Raw genomic sequence first — 18,190 nt, forward strand, 5'->3', positions numbered from 1 at the left:
GTGCACTCCGCATCGAACTGACACTTCTGGTACACCGCGGCCGCCGATCCGGTTCCCACGAGTTCCGGGAAACTTCCGCAAGCCGAGCGCAACACAGGGGGTCTGACTCGGTCCCGACTCGGGTTCCCATCCGGGTTTCTGACTCGGATTTCTCACTCGAGTTTCTGACTGTCCGTCAGATAGTGAGCCCTGTCAAGGTCGTGGAAAACGCCTGCGCGGCGGCACCGAAGTACCGCCGCGCAGACGCGTTACACCCCACAGCACACCCACAGTTCCGAGGGGGCCGATGCCTGAGCACCGGGGCACCGGCCCCCTCAGCTCACCACCAGAGCGGAGTGAAGTTGACCGACGTGTTGTCGTTGCCCTGGTTGACCGAGGTGAAGGCGGAGCCGTTGACCTGGGCGGTGTTGCTCTGGTTCGAGGCACCGGAGCCGGTCGCCTGCTGCTGGGTGGTGGACGAGTTGCCCCAGTTGTCGCCGCCGACCCCGCTGCCGACGAGGCCCTGAGCGGCGTTCGTGACGGCCGCGCTGGATCCGTCGTCCGCGATGGCGCCGTTGTCCGCCGTCGCGACGCCGGAGAAGAGGGCGACCGCGAGCGGAAGGGCGGAGACGGCTGCGATGACGCGGGCGGTACGGATGCTTGCCATGTTGTTCCTCCAGAACAGTGCGCCCAGGCTCCCCGCCGGACGCATAGGTGGTGCATGAAGTACTGCGCTTTCCAAGGCAGTTGGCCGACCGCCCCGGAGTCCTGCACGACGTCGCGAGATCAGAGTTGCCCACCGAATCCCCGGCGAACCACCCCGGAAGCCCTGATTCGCCCTCAAGCGTGATGACAAGTCGATAAACCCCTTTCGCCACTTCCAACTCCCAGACGGGGCAGTACGGGCAGCTCCACCTCAAGCAGCACAAGAGGGGAAAGGTTCCAGCGCACTTCCGGCCAATCTCCGACGCCCGGCGCGCCGTCGGCGGGTCGCACCGATTCCCCCTTTCCTTTTTCGAACACTCGTACGAACATAGAAGCATGGCCACCACCGACCGGCAGGCCACGACGCTGGCCCTCGCACACGCCCTGTCAGCCGCCGAACGCGGACTGGCCGTCATCCCCCTGTCCCGGACGAAACTCCCGGCCCTGCGCTCACCTCACCGCGACGACCTCGATCCCAAGCCCTGCCACGGCGAGTGCGGCCGTTTCGGGCACGGGGTCTACGACGCCTCCACCGACCCCGCCCGCATCCGCGAACTCTTCGCCGCCGCCCCGTGGGCGACCGGCTACGGCATCGCGTGCGGCCTGCCGCCGCACCATCTGATCGGCATCGACCTCGACACCAAATCCGGTACGGACTCCTCGGCCGCCCTGCGCGAACTGGCGCTGCGCCACCTGTTCACCATTCCGCCCACCGTCGTCATACTCACCCCCAGCGGCGGCCGCCACCTCTGGCTCACCGGCCCGCCCGAAGTCGTCGTCCCCAACTCGGCGGGCCGCCTGGCCCCCGGCATCGACATCCGGGGCGCCGGCGGCTACCTCGTCGGACCGGGCTCCCGCACCGACCACGGCGTCTACAGCACCGCGCCCGGGACTGCCCACATCGCTCCCGCGCCCTGTCCGCGCGCCCTCCTGCGCCTTCTGCTCCCCCCACCACGCACGCACCACCCCGCGCCCCCGTCGACCGGCGGCCACGGCCAGGGCCTCGTCCAGTTCGTCCTGGCCGCGCACGAGGGCCAACGCAACACCCGCCTGTTCTGGGCGGCCTGCCGTGCCTACGAGGACGGCATCGGCCCCGCCCTCGTCGAGCCCCTGGTCGAGGCGGCCCTCAACACCGGCCTCACCGAACGCGAGGCCCGCGCGACGATCGCGTCGGCGGCGCGGATGACGGGGCATCGGGGCTGAGGGATGTGGGGGAGGGGGGGAGGGGGGAGGGCGGGGCCGGGTGGGTCCGGAGGGGCTGGGCCAGGCCAGTGGGCCTGGTCGACCGCCCCGGCTCTCCCCCACCGGCCCCATCCCCTCCCCCCCCGGATCTGCCCCCACACCCCACCCGCCTCCTCCCCCATAGCCCGCCCCTGCCGTACGCGGGCGCCCAACCTGACCGAGTCAGGCGACCGACCGGCCCGGAAATTCACGGGAGCTCGATGCACCACCGCCCTAAAGTGCCGACCATGTCGCTGACTCGTGTCGTCCTCACGTCCGGCCGCTCGATCGACCTCTCCGAGCTGCATCTCTCCTCGACGTACGGAGGGATGTTGGAGGGCTACCCCTGCAAGGTGGTCAACGACATGCGGATCAGCGGCCTCGTCCGCGCCGCCGAGGGAGACCGCCCCTCCACGCCGGTGCACCTCATACCGCCGCCGCGGGAGTATCCCGACCAGTACTCGGGTGCGTTCGGCCCGGTCGAGGTGCTGCCGCGGGTGGCCTGTGTGGGTGCCTTCCGCTCCGAGGCCATCGACCCCGACCGCGACCCGGTCCTGCACCGCTCCGCCCTCACGATCATCTGGTTCCAGCCCACGACTTCCGTGCCGGCCGGCTGCGACGCGGAGGACGCGCTGCGGGAGGTCGACTGGGAGGGGCTGGCTCGGGATTACGAGCTGTAGCGGAATGGGCCGGGACAGGGCGTCGACGAGGCATCTGCGGCCGGGAGATCGGCTTGCCCTGGCGAGGGGAACTCCCGTGCCGTCTGCCATCGACCTAGGCAGAACCGAGCAGGCGGGATGGGAGCTGGGGAAGTGGTGGGTTGAGGTGCTTCTGACCGCTAGGCCGTATCTTTCGGATCACCCTCACGGCGGGGCATAGGTTGCCCGGCATGACTGAACTCGCACCAGTCGCCTGGCCACCTGCCCCGATAAGGACCGAACGGCTCGTGCTCCGCGAGTCCGAGGCCCGGGATCGTGCGGCGTTCATCGAGTTGTTCGCATCACCAGAGGTGGGCACATACATCGGTGGCCCTCGACCGCGTGGTGAACTCGAACGCGCGCTTCCTGACGTGCCCGGTCGGCGCGCTGGCCTTTTCGTGATTGATCTCGACGGAGCGATGATCGGCATGATCACGCTCGATCGGCGCGACGCAGAGCATCCGCGGCGCATCCGTCCAGATGCCAGGGAGACCGAACTCGGCTACATGTTCTTGCCGGGGGCGTGGGGATGCGGGTACGCCGCTGAGGCGTGCGCAGCGGCACTCGACTGGTTCGCCGACGCCCTCCCCAACGAGTTGGTGGTGCTCACCACCCAGACCGCCAACGACCGCTCGATGCGCCTCGCTGCAAACCTGGGGTTCACCGAGGTGGAGCGGTTCGAGGAGTACGGCGCCGAGCAGTGGTTCGGCGTGTGGTCCTCGGTCACGCCGTCCGGCTGAGCGAGCAGTGCCCCATCCGTGCCCGATCGAGCGGGGAACTCCGGAGAACTGCGGCGCCTCACAGGAACGGACAAAAGACCGACCCCTGACCGATTCTCCCAGGTCAGGGGCCGTTCTCACTGCTCTCCGCGCGGTGGGTGTGGGATTTGAACCCACGGTGACATCGCTGCCACGACGGTTTTCAAGACCATTCGGTTTCGCGAAGTCCAGTAGGCCCTGACCTGCCACTTCGCTACGTCAAGCCGTACCGTTCGCCCGACGCTGGCCGGAGGATGGCCGCAGTGCACCCTGCCGGACGAACAATGGTGGCGGATGTCCTGTGTCGCCGAACCTTGAGCGTGTGCCATCGAAGGTTGAGCGGCACGAAACGCCTTACTGGCGATCAAGGCTTCAAGCGGCGTCATCGCCGTTGGAGACGATAGGGACGGGAAGCCACGCCTTGGCTTCGTCGTCCCAGCGGAGGAGATGCCCCCACAGCACTTCTTGTCCAACATCCAAGTCGATCAGCGCAAGGCGAGCCTCATCGCTGAGCTCCGCTCTCACTTCAATCGTGATGGCGCGGTGGCGGAACGGTTGGGCTACAACGAGTTCCTCTCCGCGCCGTCGGCGCTGCCTCCACGAGAGCCGTTTGATCCTCACCCGAGTCCCGAGACGCTCCCCGAGTTTGGAAGCGAACGCCGCCACGAACGGGCTGATCGTGGCCGCAACCAGTACCGTCTCGTAGGAGATCCTGCTGCCCATTCGCCTCCACGAAACTAGCCAGTAGATGGCTATGAAGATGGCGGACAGGACGATCAAGTCGAGCCACGAGGTCAGCATGGAAGCCATTCCAAGCCAAGCTCGCCGCGTTGCCTAGGGGGCGCTGGGGGGCGCGTCAGCGCTCAACCTTCGATGGCACACGCTCAGAGTTCGATGACACAGGACAGCGGACGCTAGCTCCTCGACGCGTGCGGACAGCCCTATTATCGAACATATGAACGAGTCGCCACCGGATCCTCCGCGCCTCCGAGCGATCCTGGCGCACCTCGACAAGGAGATCGCAGAGAACGAGACTGTCGCGATCTACCTCCGCCTCCAGCGTGACGCCGTTCATTCAGCCCTCAGCCGCGCCGAAGCGCCAGCCCCGCGGCGGCCTCGACTCCCCAAGGGAGGCGCTGGCCTGGGCCCAGTCGCGCAGATCGTGCCCCGACCCCAGTTCATCGTCCAGCAGAAGCACTCGCCCCACGGCCCCGAGCCAGCTGTCATCCACGTCAACGACTGCACGATGATCGAAGGCACACCCCATCGGATCAGCGAGCACGACGCGCGCGTCTCACTCACCGACCCGAACATTGAATCGTGCGCGTTCTGCCGACCAGACAGCGAGCTGGGCATCGACGTGAGCTGATCAGCGGCGATGCTAGTGATCCGCAGGTTCGCACTGGAGCTGTGTCGCTGCCGAAACCCCCAACTTCTAGTGTGACGCACGCCACTCATGTCAAACTGTCGGCTAGTCAACGGCTGGGGGGCACGGGTGACAGCTTCAAAGGTTGAGTGGGACGGCCAATTCCTCGCTCTGGGCGACGGCGTCCCATACGGCTCTCTGCATTCCGCAGAGTGCAAGCAGCAATTCAGCCTGGCATACACGCACGCTATTACGACTGCCGCTAGGTGTACGATTTCCGACCTAAAGGTAGATGTTGAACGGATCGATTTCACCGTACGCCAAAGTGCTCGCCACAAGAAGTACAGTTCCTCCCAGGTCGATATTCAACTTAAATGCACGGCGCAAGACCTGGAACATAAAGGAAGATTGCGATGGAGGCTTAGCCGCGATCATTACGATTGGCTGCGTGATGTAGAAACATATAACCACAAAATTCTAGTCGTCGTCACAGTCCCTAAACTTCTTGATGAATGGCTTGAAACGAAAGACGATCACCTTCTACTCAGAAAGAAGGCGTATTGGGTCTGCCTAGAGGGAATGGCAGAAATTGAGGCGGATTCAACCTACGTCGACCTGCCGAAAGATCAGACTTTCGACGTGGTACAGTTGCTGAATATTTTGCATCGAGTTGGGAACGGAGAGCGGCCGTGAGCATCACTCACAGTGAAGGTGCCCGCCCTTACGACCCTATCCGAGATCTCAGCCCGCAAGCGATTGAGGACTTCCTTCGTACCGTTGGTTGGATTCGTGAGGATTTCCGAGAGGGTGTTAATAGCTTCTGGGTAAATGCGGCAGAAGGCGCAAGCCTCATGCTGCCGTACAACTCCCGCTATCGCGACTTCAATACGCGACTGAACGATGCACTGCGCACCATTTCCGAGGTGCACAAAGTAAAAGGCGAAGCCCTGGCGCTAGAGATTGCAAGCGCCAGAAGTGACATTCTTCTGCTTCGTGCGGATCAGACAACGCTCGATGGATCGATCCCACTGACGGAGGCACAGAGCCTCATCAATGGGGCAAGTCAGATGATTCTGGCTGCGGCTTGCAGTGCCATCAACCCTCGCCCAACTCACCCATCTCGGAAGCCAGACGCCGCCAAAGAGTTCCTGGCCGAAGAGGTTCGCATGGGTCATACTCTGCGAGGCAGTTTCGTCATAACAATTCTTGCGCGACACGATAGTGCGGTTCAAGAGGAACTGCCTGGGCCGGCCCTCGATGCCGGAAACCCGTCTGCGGACCGCGTGGATGTACGAGCATCAGAAGCGCCCGAAGGGGTAATTGAATCCTATACGCGCCGCGTGATGTCGACGTTGGCTTCAGGCCTTCGGGCTGCCAATGAGCTATTGCAAGATGAGCCACAGATTTCGCAATCCGAGGCAGTCGAGCAAGGGGCAAGTGCGCAGTTGCTTGAGTCGATTGGACGCATGGGGTCTTGGGAAGGCATCAATTCTCTAGACATGTCCTTCCGCTGGTCCCCGTCACATCCAAGTCCTCCCGCAGAAACACCGAGCCGGGTGGTCCTACCGCGAGAGCAAGCGGAGAGAGCAACATTTGTCGGCAAGAACCTTCGCAGTCAGCCGAACGTTTTGCATGAAAGCGTCGTAGGCCACGTTATTCGGCTTGAACGAGCCGAAGGCAAGGATGATGGAATCGCGGTAATTGACGGCGTACTGGGAAAGTCTCGCCGCCGCGTCAGAGTTCAGTTGAGTGGAGATTACTACCGACTGGCAATTAGGGCCCACGATCAACGAGCGCCCGTTGTGGCAGTAGGCACTGTTACTCTTGAACGCCGCGCATGGTGGATCAACCGAGCGGAAGACTTCCGGCTGGCACTACAGTGACAAAGCGCGCGAGCCATGAGTTTCTCCAGCTTAGTTAAGCTGCATACGGAAGCCGCTCCGGAGCCGGAGTTCGATCCTCGAAATAGTGCTCTGCTGGCCTCGCCGGCCGCTGTGCGAGCCATCCTGAGACACGCGGACCACCGTTCACTGCGCTGCCCTCGCGCACCGTCCGAACGTGCGTGAACTCTTGCGATAGGTAGTACCGCTGAAGGCCCTCGTTGGTCGTCCAGGCATCAAGGCGAAGCCATCGAGCACCCGCGCGATGCGCCCGGTCGCCAGCCCAATCGAGCAGCCGTCCCCCGAGATTCTGTCCGGAGTACTGGCGGGCGACGGTGAGCTTGTTGATGAACATCGACGGCTCAGCCAGTTCAGCGTCAGTCCACAGGCCGTCTTCAGCCTCCGGGGTGAGCGTGACGGTGCCAGCGGTGGTGTGCCCGTCGCGAAGCATGAACACACAGCCTGCCTCGATCGTGGCCAGTAGCTTGTCAGCCGGGTATGGCCGGCTCCACTGGTCTGATCCGAGTTCCCGTAGCCAGCCTGCGGCCTCTTTGCGAAAGGCCAACAGTTTGGCTACGTCGTGCGGCTCTGCTGGGATGATGATCACGCGGTCTCTCTCCGGGCGGTTAGGTCGCCGATCTCGTAGTTCATTCGGTTCAGGTCACCCCGGAACGTCGTGATGGTGCACCGGATCGGACGATCTACCGAGTAGCCCGTACGCGTCCAGAGCATCACCGGCACACCTGCTCCGATCTCCAAGAGACGTGCCTCGTCAGGGGTCGGCATCCGGGCCTCGACCTCATCGAAGTACCCGACTTGTTCGATGCCCTGAGCGGCCAGATACCGCGTTGTCCCCTCCTCGATGTCCCCAGGCTCAGCGAGTCGCGGCGACGCGTCGACCAGCCACGATGGATAGTAGGTCGCCTGTGTCGACCAAGGAACGTCGTCTACGTAGCGGTGGCAAAACCGCAGTACCGTCTTCGTACTTGGCTCGACCTTGAGGCGTTCAGCGATCTCCCGTGACGCCGGCAGCATCTCGACACGGAAGGTCTGGTGCGGTCGACGCCCCGCGTTAGTGACGTCCGTGCTGTACGCGTCACCGTTCTGCGGGAAGGTCAGGTTCTCGAACCGCGAAGCGTTGAGTTCGAACACCTCGTGAGACTTGACCTCGTAGCCGAGTCCCTGGCTAGACGAGATCAAACCCTCGCTGACCAGCAAGCTCAGCCCGTTGCGGATGGTGTTCCGCGAGGCGTCAAAACGCTGCTGTAGGTCGTTCTCCGAGGGCAATCTCGATCCCGGCGCGTGGGTGCCGTTGACGATCTCACGACGCAGGACGTCGGCGACTTGCCGGTACTTCGGCTGCTTGTTCATGCCTTCATCATGACGCACTCGCGCAACTTGTTGGTACATGTAGGCCCCAATCCCTTGACGACTCACCGTCCGTGGGTGCAGCATCACTGCATCAGCTTGTACCAACAAGCTGAGCAGGTGGTGCAACACCATTAAGTGTGCCCGCCTGCGCCGACAACTCCACAGCGTGATCCGCCACAGCTACGACGGCCGTGACCACACCGGTCGAGGTGAGCGGAGATCAGTCGGTCATCTCCCGTCAGGGACACGTGCCGACTCAAAAGAACGGATCTGTCCAAGGGCACGCACGCCGCGCGAAGAGACCGAGACGCGATTCCTCGGAAGAGCGGGACTGAGACACAGATCCATATCGCGCAGTACGGGCGGTCACCTCCCGCAAAAGGTGTACGGCGCGGCTTAGGCCCGCGCATCGCCCCGGCATCACGCCGTGAGGGTGCGGGATCGAATCCCGTCCGGGGCACTCCGGCCGCTGCTCTGCGGTCGCGCCGCACCGGTTCCGTGTGCGGCTTCCCCTCTCAACGGCACGCGGCTCCCGGGTGGCACCCCGGGAGCCGCTGTTCGGGCCGTTGCACCTGCTAGGGAGACCACGACCCATGAACTCCATTGTCACAGTTCAGGATGCCGCAATCGCGTTCGCCGATTGGATCGAACCGACGGACGCGGAACTGGCCGCGGTTGAGCAGGAGATGCCCGTCCTCCTGGCGGACGTCGAGCTGCTCGACGCGCAGATCATCATTATCGACCGCACCCCGACCGAGCTGGACGCGCGCCGCATCCGCCGCGCCCGCCGCCGGGCGCTCGCCGCCCGGGTCGCGCTGATCAACCGCACGAACGCGAGCATGCCGGGCGGTGCGGCATGAGGGCGAACACCTCCCCGACCGGCCTGGCCCTGCTGCTGATCCTGGCAGGCCTGCTGCTCTCCTTCACCAGCATCACGGCCGCGTTCGTCACCGACGAGCCCATCTGGCGCTACCTGATCGCGGGCGGCTGCTTCGTGCAGTTCCTCGGCTGGGTCGGCAACGGCGGCCGGAACGGGGGCAGGCGATGAGCCGCGTTGAGTTGAGCCCGCATGAGCGGGCGCAGGTCGAGGTGGCGCGGGAGACGCTCGCCGCGATCGTCGGGGCGAGGCTGACCGACGCGTCCGCCGCCGCCTACATGGTGGGCCGCCTGGAGGTGTCGCTGCGGTCTCTGCTGGAGATCCTCGACGCCGACCAGGAGCCGGCCCGCCGTTGCCCGGCCGCGCACCCGGAGGACCCGGCGCCCTGTGGCGGCCCGGTCGTCGTGACCATCATCGACACGCAGAACGCGGGCGCCGACGGATGCGAGCTGCACGCCATCCGCATGCTGGCCTCGATCACCAGCGCTCGCCCGGTCGCCAAGCCGGACGCCCCCGCCGGGGTGGCCTTGCGCATCTTCCGGGCCGCGCAGCACACCCGCCCCTTCCCGTGGCGGGAGGGCCGGTCATGAACCTTCACCGCAAGGGACGCGCCGCCCTGGTGCTCGCCCTGGTCGCCGTGGTCGGTATGGCGTTCCGGGTGTCGTGGAACGCGCTGCGCGACATCGCCGGCGCGGTCGGCGCGGACGAGACCGCCGCGACGCTGTACCCGTTCGTGGTCGACGGCCTCATGGCCCTGGCCCTGATCGCCACCCTCGTGCTCACCGCCGATGCGCGGAAGTTCGCGCTGCGGGTGCTGGGCACCTACACCCTCGCCTCCCTGGTCCTCAACTACGTCCACGGCCTCGTACCCGAGCTCCACAGCGGCGGGGGCGCCCGGGTCGACTGGACTCGGCTGGCCGACTGGGACCCTGCGAACTGGGCCCTGGTCCTGCTCGCCACATCGCTGCCGGTCGGGTCGATCTACTTCGGCTCCGATCTGGTCGCCAAGGTCCTGCACCACCGCCCCACCCCGATCGCAACCCCGATCGAAAATGCGGAGGAATCTACCGAGACCACAATGAAACGGTCTACGGCTGACCTCCCCGAATCGCCCCCTGCGCCGATCACCGCGACCCTCGTGCGGGTGCCCGATCAGGGCCCCGTCGACCACCTCAAGTCGGCTCCGGTCTTCAAGCCGATCCCGCAGGGCGCCGCTCTCCCGCTCGCCCCGATCGAGCGGCGTCCGGTGCCTGCCGAGTCGACCCGATCCCGTCGGGCGACCGGCCGGCTCCCCGACGCGGCAAAGTCGACCCGACCCAAGCGCACCCCCGATCAGCTACTCACCGAGGCGCGCAAGGCCACGGCCGGATGGCCGGACGCGAAGGTGACCGCAGAGGGCATCCGCCGCGAGGTCCACACCTCGCCTGCCAACGCGCGGATGCTGCGCGACACCCTGCTTGCCGAGCGCGCCAAGGCCGGCTGATGTCGGCCGCGTGGGGCAAGTGCTTCGACCCGTCCGGCGCCCGCTACGGCATCCCCACCTACCCGTGGCGCCTGGCACCGGGCGGCCTGGCCACCCGACGCCAGTTACGGGCTGAGGGTCTGCGTCCGGGCGGTCAGCCGATAGCCGCGCAGGCCATGCGCATCAACCGCCGCACCGGCACCCCGAGGGTCGCCTACCTGTACCGCATCGACTGCGCCCTGCCCGTGCGGCCGATGACGTCGCGCAAGTGGGGCGCGCTGGCGCTGGCCATGCTCGCCCGCCGCACCTGCCCGTCCTGCCGGCTCGACGTCGGCTACTGCATCCCCCGCACGCACGGCATCTGCGGCATGTGCCTCGCCGCACAAGACACCGCCTGACCTTCACCTACCACCGAGGAGTACGTGATGAGCAAGGCCGACATCCGCCGCCTGGACAAGGAAATCCAGCGGACCGAGAGGAAGTTGGACGCGGTGCGCCGGGGCGAGTGGTGGCCCCTGACCGCCCGCGAACGACTCGACATGTCCCGCGCGATGGCCGGCGGCGCCCGCAACGTCTACCGCGACCGCAGCACGACCAGCGCGGAGAACCGGATGGACTCCGTCGGATCGGCTGTGGAGCGGCGGCTGAACGCGGAGCTAACCGCCCTGCACGGCGAGCGCCAGCGGCTCATCACCGAGGCCGCCCGCGCCAAGGCGCAGAAGAAGTCTTCCGGCTGGTTCTGACCAGCCGAAACCGCCGGGGTGGCCGCCACCTGCCAGGGACACGGCCACCCCGGCTCTCACCTCAACTCCCGCCCCGCCTCGGGGCAGTCAGGAGCACTCCCAGCATGACTGAGAACGTCGTCCACCTCCACAAGACCCCCGAACCCCTCGACCCGGACGCGCAGGTCACGACGCTGACCGTCGTGCCGGACGCCCCGCCCGTACGGCCCGTGCCGCTGTGGGTGCGCTCCGGCCGCGCCATCAGGACCGTTGCCACGCACGAGCGGACCAGGAGCGCCGGCCGCGCGGCGGCCCGGCACGGCCTGTACACGTTCAACGGGGGCCGGATCGTGGCCCGCCGCACCTGGGACGGCCGTACCGGCGCCCGCTACGAGCGCATGATCCGCGCTGCCGAAGCCGCGGGGAACAACGAACTGGCGGAGGAATGGGAAGAGCGTCTCCAGCGCTTCCGCGACGCCCGCCACCGCCGCCGCATGGACCTGCTGCACTCCCCGGTTGAGGTCGCCAGGGGTGCAGCGGTCGGCACCGGCATGGGGATAGGGGCGCTGGTCGCGCTCGGGATAGTGATGGCCATCAGCAACGGCGACGTCAAGGACGTCATCACGCCTCTGGCCGCCACGATCGACTTCATCGCCCTGCTCATCCGGATCGTGCAGATCGTGTGGGGTCCCGCGCTCATCCTCGGTCCGCTGTTCGCCCTGCTGGGCATGTGGGCCGTCGGCTCCAAGCAGCAGGCAGCCCCCCAGTGGGCACTGCCCGCCAATGCCCGATCGAGCGAGGGTGAGCCGATCACCCCGTCGATTGTGGTCAAGGCCCTGCGTGACCTGGGGATCCCCGCCCTGCGCAAGGCGATTCAGGAGATGGGCGACGCCGGCGCCTCGATGCTCGGTCCGATCACGATCGCCGGATGCGGAGTCGAGGTCGACGTCACACTTCCGTCCGGTGTCGCGACAAACGAGGTGCAGAGCAAGCGGCGCAAGCTGGCGGAGAACCTGACCCGGCACGAGCACGAGGTGTTCATCACCATCCCCGAGGCGGCCCGCACGGTCCGCCTGTGGGTCGCCGACTCCGGCGCCCTCGACGAGCCGATCGGCCCGTCCCCGCTGGTCACCGACGAGACCATGACCGCCAACTACAAGACCGGCCGCGCCCCGTGGGGGCAGGACCTGCGCGGCGACGCTGCCGCGCTGAGCCTGTATCAGCGCCACCTCCTCATCACGGGCCTGTCCAACCAGGGCAAGACCGCTTCCCTGCGCGCGCTCGCCCTGTGGGCCGCCCTGGACAGGACGGTTGAGTTCCGGCTCGCCGACCTCAAGGGCGGTGACTGGATCATGTTCAACGGCATCGCGACCGTCCTGATCCAGGGCCCGACCGATGACCACGTCATCCAGACGACGGAGATGGTCGAGGGCGTGGTCGAGGAGATGAACCGCCGGATCGCCGCCCGCCAGGACAACCCTGACATGGTGTTCGATCCGCTGCTCTGCATCGTGGACGAGGCACAGGTGGCGTTCATGTGCCCGGTCAAGGACGAAGAGGGCCGCTACTACGGCGGCTCCAAGGCCACCAGCCGCTACTTCATGGCCGTCCGAAAGATCCACAACCAGGGCCGTGTGGTCAACGTGCTGATGTGGCAGGGCACCCAGGACCCCACCAACGAGAACCTTCCCAAGCTGGTCCGCGAGGGCGCCCACACCCGCGCCTCCCTCGCGCTGGGTACCGAGGCGCAGGCCGTCATGGCGCTGGGTGAGAAGGCCGTCAACGGCGGCGCCGCCCCGCACCTCCTGCGTCCCGGCCTCGATCAGGGAACCCTGGTCGTCGCCTCCTCCGGCATCGACATCCCGAAGGGGCAGTCGTCCATCACGGTGCGCACGCACTTCATCGGCGACGACGACGCCAAGGCCATCGCCGCCCGCGCCAAGGCCCTGCGCAACGGGGTCACCACGCTGCACGCCATCGAGCGGGGCGAGAAGCGTGACCCGCTCGCCGACATCGTGACCGTGCTCGGCAGCGACAAGCGGGTGCGCACCCAGGAAGTCATCAGCCGACTCGCCGCGCTCGACTCAGAGGCGTACGTCGGCTGGTCGTTCACCGACCTCAAGCGAGTCCTCGACGACGCGCGCGACGACGCCGGGCAGGACATCGCCTACAAGTCCGACGGGGTCATGGTCGTCAGCCGTGACCGCCTCACCCGCGCCCTCGCCAACCGCGATGACGAGGGTTCCGCTTCCGCAGGATGAGGCAGGGAGCCGACCCGCCCGGGCCAGGGAGGCAGGGAGAACTCCCTGAACCTCTCCCTGACCCGCCTCCCTGGCCCTGACCTGCACAAATGATCAGCCAGGGAGGTAGGGAGGCGCCCCAGGTCAGACCCCTGAAACCCCCTCCATAGCGCACCCCCAACGGGGTGCCTCAACCTCCCTGACCCACTGCCGGAAGGGATTCCGCATGCACCCCGAACCTGCCCGCCACGCGCCCGCCTACGGGCCCGTGGAAGTCCACCAGCCCGCCCCGATACAGCCCGCCATCGTCCAGCCGGCGCCCCTCGTTGCGGTCCAGCCGGGCACGGTTCCGTCGGTCACGAGCATCGTGCTGCCGGACGGCCGCGTGGTCACCGGCTACGCCCTCAGCCCCATGCAGCCCGAACCCGTCGCAGCCAAGCCGGTCGTCTCCCGCGCGGCGGTGAACATCGCCCTCGGGGGCGTCGGGTTCCTGGCTGTGTGCGGCGGGCTCATCCTGCTCACCTCGTTCATCGCCGCGCTCACCGCCTTCATCTCCCAGCTCATCATCCTGACCGCCGTGATCTTCGGCGGATGGATCGCTGTGCAGGTCTTCAGCACGAGCGGCCACAAGGGCGGCACCACCGTCAACATCCGCAAGGCCGTGATCAAGCGCAACCGCTTCTACCAGTAGCTACGCCAAGGGCGGCCCCCTCATCTCGCCAAAGATCCGGGGCCGCCCTTGCTCACCAGCATCCGTCAAGGGAACTGGAGACCTCCAGCATGACCCATCCCGTCGTGCCGCCGGAGGGCGGCAACGTCAGCCTCTGTACCGGATCCGCCGCGCTGGACCTGGCCGTGGAAGCCGTCACCGGCCTGCCCACGGTCATGGTCGGCGAGAAGGACCCGGCCGCCTCCCGGCTGCTCGCGGCCCGCCTCCCCGGCGCCCGCAACCTCGGTGACATCACCGCCGTCGACTGGACGGCCCTGGCCGCCACGACGGCACGTCCGGCGGCGCTGACCGCCGGCTTCCCCTGCCAGGACATCTCCAACGCCGGACCTCGGGGAGGGATCGCCGGTGACCGCTCCGGACTGTGGAAAACCATCGCCCACGCCGTTCGCGTTCTTCGACCCCGGCTCGTGTTCCTGGAAAACGTCGCCGCCCTCCGCTCCCGCGGACTCGACGTCGTCGCCGCCGACCTGGCCGCGATCGGGTACGACGCGCGGTGGATGTGCCTACGCGCTGGAGATCCCGAAGTCGGCGCCTGCCACAAGCGGGACCGCTGGTTCGCCGTCGCGTATCCCGCTGCTGAAGACCCCCACCTCACAGCTCGGCAGGAACGGCGGACCGCAGCACCCGGACAAGCGAAAGGCGGGCGGGCACGGGCCGACGCTGGAGGACGAAGTGGTCTTCTTGCTGCCCCCGGCCGACGGCTGAGGCTGCTGCCCACGCCTGCCGCCGCCGACGGCACCGGCGGCCCCGGACTCTCCCCGAAGCGGCAGGGCGGGATGAACCTGCGCACCGCCGTGACCCTGCTGCCCACGCCCGCAGCGCGGGACTGGAAGTCCGGCGCCTCCAACCTGATCGGGACCAATTCGCGCCCGCTCAATGAGGTGGTGGTCAACCTGCTGCCCACCCCGACCGCTGCCCGCTACGGCCGCAACCGGTCCGCGTCGCAGGGTGCGAGCTCGCGCCCGTCGATTGAGTACCTGGCCCGTGACCTGGCCGACGGCTCGCGGTGGGTGGCGACCAACGGCACCGACTACGGGCCCGCCATCCGGCGATGGGAGCAGGTGCTGGGACGGCCCGCGCCCGAGCCGACGGAGCCGGGCACCAAGGGCAACCGCCGCCTGTCCCCGGCCTTCGTGGAATGGATGATGGGGGCCGATCCCGGCTGGGTGACCGGCCCCGACCTGGGCCTGTCCCGCTCCGACCAGCTCAAGATCCTCGGCAACGGCGTCGTCATCCACCAAGCCGCCCTCGCCTACCGCACCCTGCTGGCCGCCGACGCCCTCGAAGTCGCAGCCCCTGCCCAACTCGCCCTGGACATCGCCTAGCTACGCCAAGAGCGGCCCCCTCATCTCGCCAAAGATCCGGGGCCGCCCTTGCTCGCCAGCACCCATCCAAGGAACTGGAGACATCCAGCATGACCCACAACCCCCGATCCGCGATGCTCCGCGCCGCCCTGGATGCGGCCGAACGCGGCTGGTGCGTCTTTCCGCTGCGCCCCGGCGACAAGCGGCCCGCCCTGCACGGCGAGAGCACGTGCACTTACACCGGCGACTGTGCCGGCGGGCACCTGAAGTGGGAGCAGCGCGCCACCCGCGACCCCGAGCGCATCCGCGCCACCTGGTGGCACACCCCCTACAACGTCGGCATCGCCACCGGCCCGTCCGGGCTGGTCGTCGTCGACCTCGACATGCCCAAGCACCAGGGCAGCAAGGGCAGTTCGGACGCGCCTAGCGGCGCGGCAACCTTTGAGGCGCTCTGCGAGCGCGCCGGACACCCCGTCCCCGACACCTACCGGGTGCGGACCGCGAGCGGCGGAGAGCACCTGTACTTCACCGCCCCCCACCGTCTCCGGCTGACCAACACAGCTCGGACCATCGGGAAGTTGGTCGACACCCGTGCATGGGGCGGCTACGTCGTCGCGGCGGGCAGCGTCACACCCGCCGGAGGCTACGAAGCCCTGAGCAGCCCCGTGGCGGCCCCTCTGCCCGCGTGGCTGCAAAGCATCCTGCAACCGGCCCCCAGGGCGCCTCAGAGCCCCTCAGTGGCCGTAACGACGCAATCAAGGCGATATGCGGATGTAGCGCTCGCCAATGAGGTACGGAACGTGGGCACGGCCCAACCCGGCGAGCGGGAAAGCAAGTTGTTCCGCGCCGCACGCGCCCTGGGACGGTTGGTCGCGTGGGGCGACCTTCCCCGGCACGTGGTCGAGCAGGCTCTTCAGGAGGAAGGCGAGGCGGCCGGACTGTCCGCTGCCGAGTGCCGCTCGACCCTCCGAAGCGCCCTCAACTGGTCCATCGCCCACAACCAGACCAGCAGGCGGGATGCATCGTGAGCACCCCTCCCCACCCCCGCCTGAAGAGCATCCCTGGTGCCCCGTCCGGGCTGTCGGCCGCTCCACAGGCTGTGGACACGACGGCAGCGGGCGAGCCGAAAGGCGCCGCCCGCAAGGGCGTCGTAACTGCCCTTCGCTCTAAGGGATTCCGGACCAGCGACATCCGCCCCGGCGTCGACCCGACACCGGAGCGGCCCGGCATCCGCATCTACGCCCCACCGGTCTACCGGCACCACTACGACGGCGCCCGCTGGTCCAAGCGCCAGGGAGACACCCCCAACGCTGCCTACGCCTGCTCCTGCGGGCAGACCGGCCGCGCCCGGGGTCGGGACTCCGTGGCCGCGCTGGTCCACGAGTACGCCGCCCACACATCCGGCTGCACCGGCACACCCGACGCCTCCATGGAAGGGAGGGCCGCCGCATGACCGACCTGGAAGAACTGCCCGCACCGTCCAACCCCCTGGCCGTCGCCCGCCGGCTCCTGACCGACTGGCAGAGCGAGGACGGACGCCTGGTGTGCCGGCGCTGGCGTGCCTCGTGGATGCACTGGATCGGTACCTGCTGGCGCGAGATGGACGACGCGCAGATGCGCGCGACCATGTACACGCGCCTAGAACACGCGATCTACATGACCATGGGCAAGGACAACAAGCCCGAGCGGCACGACTGGGCGCCGACAAAGCAGAAGATCAGCAACCTGCTCGACGCCCTAGGCGCCATCACCCTCCTGCCCACCGACACCGACGCCCCTGCCTGGATCGATGACCAGGGCGACACCGGGCAGGACCACGGCCCCATCGTCGCCTGTGAAAACGGCCTGCTCCGCATCCGGGACCGCGCCCTGCTCCCGCACGGGCCCGGATTCTTCAACCTCGTCTCCGTCCCCTTCGCCTACAACCCCCACGCCAGCGCGCCCACGTGGGAGGCGTTCCTGGCGCAGATCTGGGCGGACGCCCCCGACGCCATCGCAGCCCTTCAGGAATGGTTCGGCTACGTCCTCTCAGGGCGCACCGACCAGCAGAAGATCCTGCTCATGGTCGGCCCGTCCCGATCCGGCAAGGGCACCATCGCCCGCGTGCTGAAGATGCTGGTCGGCAAGGAAAACCTCGCCGGCCCGACCCTGGCAGGACTGGGCACGAACTTCGGGTTGTCCACCCTCGTGGGCAAGCCGCTCGCCGTGATCTCCGACGCCCGACTTTCGGGCAATGACAACAGTCAAGTCGTGGAACGGCTGCTCACCATCTCTGGTGAGGACACCATCGACATCGACCGCAAGTACCGCCAGCCCTGGACGGGAAAGCTGCCCACTCGACTGATGATCCTGTCCAACGAACTGCCGCACTTCGGCGACTCATCCGGCGTCATCGCCCGCCGCTTCATCCTGCTCAACATGACCGTGTCCTGGCTGGGCAAGGAAGACCCCACGCTCACGGACAAACTCATCGCGGAGATGCCCGGCATCATCAACTGGGCCCTCGACGGCCTGGCCCGACTCCAGCGCACCGGCCGGATCACCGAACCCGCCTCCAGCCGCGATGCCATCACCACCATGCAGGACACCGCCTCACCCACATCCGCATTCCTCCGCGAGCGCTGCACCACCGGACCGGCGTGCAGCGTGCCCGTGGACACCCTGTGGGAGACCTGGCGCGAGTGGGCCGAGGACAACGGCGTACGACCCGGCACCAAGCAAGTCTTCGGCCGCAACCTGCTCTCTGTCGTCCCTCAGCTCAACCGCACACGCCCCCGCGACGCCTACGGCCGGCAGGTCGCCACCTACCACGGGATCACCCTCAATCAGCCCGAACCACATTTGCCTGAGTCGTGACTCATCGCGACTCAACCCACC

The 18,190-nt window shown here is 67.3% G+C and carries 22 protein-coding genes; 18 read left to right on the forward strand and 4 right to left on the reverse strand.

Going from position 1 to position 18,190, the window contains the following annotated elements; all coding sequences use genetic code 11:
- Positions 1-319: 319 nt before the first annotated feature.
- On the reverse strand, positions 320-646 hold the full coding sequence (locus tag ACIQWG_RS20925) for a hypothetical protein (protein WP_404097847.1): 327 nt from the start codon (positions 644-646) through the stop codon (positions 320-322).
- 374 nt (positions 647-1,020) lie between these two features.
- On the opposite strand from ACIQWG_RS20925, the gene ACIQWG_RS20930 reads away from it, so the two are divergent.
- The 3 genes from ACIQWG_RS20930 (at position 1,021) to ACIQWG_RS20940 (ending at position 3,343) form a co-directional block, all read left to right on the forward strand.
- Positions 1,021-1,887, forward strand: coding sequence for a bifunctional DNA primase/polymerase (locus ACIQWG_RS20930; RefSeq protein ID WP_404097850.1), 867 nt, complete (start codon positions 1,021-1,023; stop codon positions 1,885-1,887).
- Between the two features lie 266 nt (positions 1,888-2,153).
- Positions 2,154-2,585 carry a hypothetical protein gene (locus tag ACIQWG_RS20935; protein WP_404097852.1) on the forward strand — a complete coding sequence of 144 codons (432 nt, stop codon included), beginning with the start codon at positions 2,154-2,156 and terminating at the stop codon, positions 2,583-2,585.
- A gap of 209 nt (positions 2,586-2,794) precedes the next feature.
- Positions 2,795-3,343, forward strand: a complete 549-nt coding sequence (locus ACIQWG_RS20940) for a GNAT family N-acetyltransferase (RefSeq protein WP_404097855.1) — start codon at positions 2,795-2,797, stop codon at positions 3,341-3,343.
- A 390-nt stretch (positions 3,344-3,733) separates the two neighbouring features.
- Here the strand turns inward: ACIQWG_RS20940 and ACIQWG_RS20945 are convergent, their stop codons facing one another.
- Positions 3,734-4,162 carry a hypothetical protein gene (locus ACIQWG_RS20945; RefSeq protein ID WP_404097857.1) on the reverse strand — a complete coding sequence of 143 codons (429 nt, stop codon included), beginning with the start codon at positions 4,160-4,162 and terminating at the stop codon, positions 3,734-3,736.
- A gap of 154 nt (positions 4,163-4,316) precedes the next feature.
- Between ACIQWG_RS20945 and ACIQWG_RS20950 the strand changes: the two genes are divergently transcribed.
- The 3 genes from ACIQWG_RS20950 to ACIQWG_RS20960 all read left to right on the forward strand — a co-directional run bounded on the left by ACIQWG_RS20950 (position 4,317) and on the right by ACIQWG_RS20960 (position 6,610).
- Positions 4,317-4,730 (forward strand): DUF6233 domain-containing protein, encoded by a 414-nt coding sequence (locus ACIQWG_RS20950; RefSeq protein ID WP_404097859.1) that lies wholly within the window; start codon positions 4,317-4,319, stop codon positions 4,728-4,730.
- A gap of 126 nt (positions 4,731-4,856) precedes the next feature.
- Positions 4,857-5,420 (forward strand): DUF4365 domain-containing protein, encoded by a 564-nt coding sequence (locus ACIQWG_RS20955; RefSeq protein ID WP_404097861.1) that lies wholly within the window; start codon positions 4,857-4,859, stop codon positions 5,418-5,420.
- Positions 5,417-6,610: a hypothetical protein gene (locus ACIQWG_RS20960; RefSeq protein WP_404097864.1), complete on the forward strand. Its 1,194-nt coding sequence runs from the start codon at positions 5,417-5,419 to the stop codon at positions 6,608-6,610. Before ACIQWG_RS20955 ends, ACIQWG_RS20960 begins: the two co-directional genes overlap by 4 nt.
- A 34-nt stretch (positions 6,611-6,644) precedes the next feature.
- On the opposite strand, the gene ACIQWG_RS20965 is transcribed toward ACIQWG_RS20960, so the two are convergent.
- Both ACIQWG_RS20965 and ACIQWG_RS20970 read right to left on the reverse strand, forming a co-directional pair.
- Entirely contained in the window at positions 6,645-7,214 is a 570-nt protein-coding gene (locus ACIQWG_RS20965; RefSeq protein WP_404097867.1) for a GNAT family N-acetyltransferase, read from the reverse strand.
- Positions 7,211-7,978 carry a GntR family transcriptional regulator gene (locus ACIQWG_RS20970; protein WP_404097869.1) on the reverse strand — a complete coding sequence of 256 codons (768 nt, stop codon included), beginning with the start codon at positions 7,976-7,978 and terminating at the stop codon, positions 7,211-7,213. Before ACIQWG_RS20970 ends, ACIQWG_RS20965 begins: the two co-directional genes overlap by 4 nt.
- A gap of 593 nt (positions 7,979-8,571) precedes the next feature.
- On the opposite strand from ACIQWG_RS20970, the gene ACIQWG_RS20975 reads away from it, so the two are divergent.
- From ACIQWG_RS20975 to ACIQWG_RS21030, 12 genes are all read left to right on the forward strand, one after another.
- Positions 8,572-8,838 (forward strand): DUF6284 family protein, encoded by a 267-nt coding sequence (locus ACIQWG_RS20975; protein ID WP_404097872.1) that lies wholly within the window; start codon positions 8,572-8,574, stop codon positions 8,836-8,838.
- A complete protein-coding gene (locus tag ACIQWG_RS20980; RefSeq protein WP_404097873.1) occupies positions 8,835-9,026 on the forward strand; it encodes a hypothetical protein in 192 nt (63 codons plus the stop codon). Before ACIQWG_RS20975 ends, ACIQWG_RS20980 begins: the two co-directional genes overlap by 4 nt.
- Positions 9,023-9,445, forward strand: coding sequence for a hypothetical protein (locus ACIQWG_RS20985; protein WP_404097876.1), 423 nt, complete (start codon positions 9,023-9,025; stop codon positions 9,443-9,445). The genes ACIQWG_RS20980 and ACIQWG_RS20985 overlap by 4 nt, the downstream gene beginning before the upstream one ends.
- Entirely contained in the window at positions 9,442-10,338 is an 897-nt protein-coding gene (locus tag ACIQWG_RS20990; protein WP_404097879.1) for a DUF2637 domain-containing protein, read from the forward strand. The genes ACIQWG_RS20985 and ACIQWG_RS20990 overlap by 4 nt, the downstream gene beginning before the upstream one ends.
- Positions 10,338-10,715 (forward strand): RRQRL motif-containing zinc-binding protein, encoded by a 378-nt coding sequence (locus tag ACIQWG_RS20995; RefSeq protein ID WP_404097882.1) that lies wholly within the window; start codon positions 10,338-10,340, stop codon positions 10,713-10,715. Before ACIQWG_RS20990 ends, ACIQWG_RS20995 begins: the two co-directional genes overlap by 1 nt.
- A gap of 27 nt (positions 10,716-10,742) precedes the next feature.
- Complete coding sequence (locus tag ACIQWG_RS21000) at positions 10,743-11,060, forward strand: hypothetical protein (RefSeq protein WP_404097885.1); 318 nt, start codon at positions 10,743-10,745, stop codon at positions 11,058-11,060.
- Between the two features lie 104 nt (positions 11,061-11,164).
- Positions 11,165-13,300 carry an ATP-binding protein gene (locus ACIQWG_RS21005; protein ID WP_404097888.1) on the forward strand — a complete coding sequence of 712 codons (2,136 nt, stop codon included), beginning with the start codon at positions 11,165-11,167 and terminating at the stop codon, positions 13,298-13,300.
- A 205-nt stretch (positions 13,301-13,505) separates the two neighbouring features.
- Entirely contained in the window at positions 13,506-13,970 is a 465-nt protein-coding gene (locus ACIQWG_RS21010) for a hypothetical protein (protein WP_404097890.1), read from the forward strand.
- Positions 13,971-14,059: 89 nt separating this feature from the next.
- Positions 14,060-15,334, forward strand: coding sequence for a DNA cytosine methyltransferase (locus ACIQWG_RS21015; protein WP_404097892.1), 1,275 nt, complete (start codon positions 14,060-14,062; stop codon positions 15,332-15,334).
- 89 nt (positions 15,335-15,423) lie between these two features.
- Positions 15,424-16,341 (forward strand): bifunctional DNA primase/polymerase, encoded by a 918-nt coding sequence (locus ACIQWG_RS21020; RefSeq protein WP_404097894.1) that lies wholly within the window; start codon positions 15,424-15,426, stop codon positions 16,339-16,341.
- On the forward strand, positions 16,338-16,766 hold the full coding sequence (locus tag ACIQWG_RS21025; RefSeq protein ID WP_404097897.1) for a hypothetical protein: 429 nt from the start codon (positions 16,338-16,340) through the stop codon (positions 16,764-16,766). The genes ACIQWG_RS21020 and ACIQWG_RS21025 overlap by 4 nt, the downstream gene beginning before the upstream one ends.
- Positions 16,763-18,169: a phage/plasmid primase, P4 family gene (locus ACIQWG_RS21030; protein ID WP_404097899.1), complete on the forward strand. Its 1,407-nt coding sequence runs from the start codon at positions 16,763-16,765 to the stop codon at positions 18,167-18,169. Before ACIQWG_RS21025 ends, ACIQWG_RS21030 begins: the two co-directional genes overlap by 4 nt.
- Positions 18,170-18,190: the final 21 nt, after the last annotated feature.

It is taken from the genome of Streptomyces sp. NPDC098781 (assembly GCF_044759995.1).
Lineage (GTDB): Bacteria > Actinomycetota > Actinomycetes > Streptomycetales > Streptomycetaceae > Streptomyces.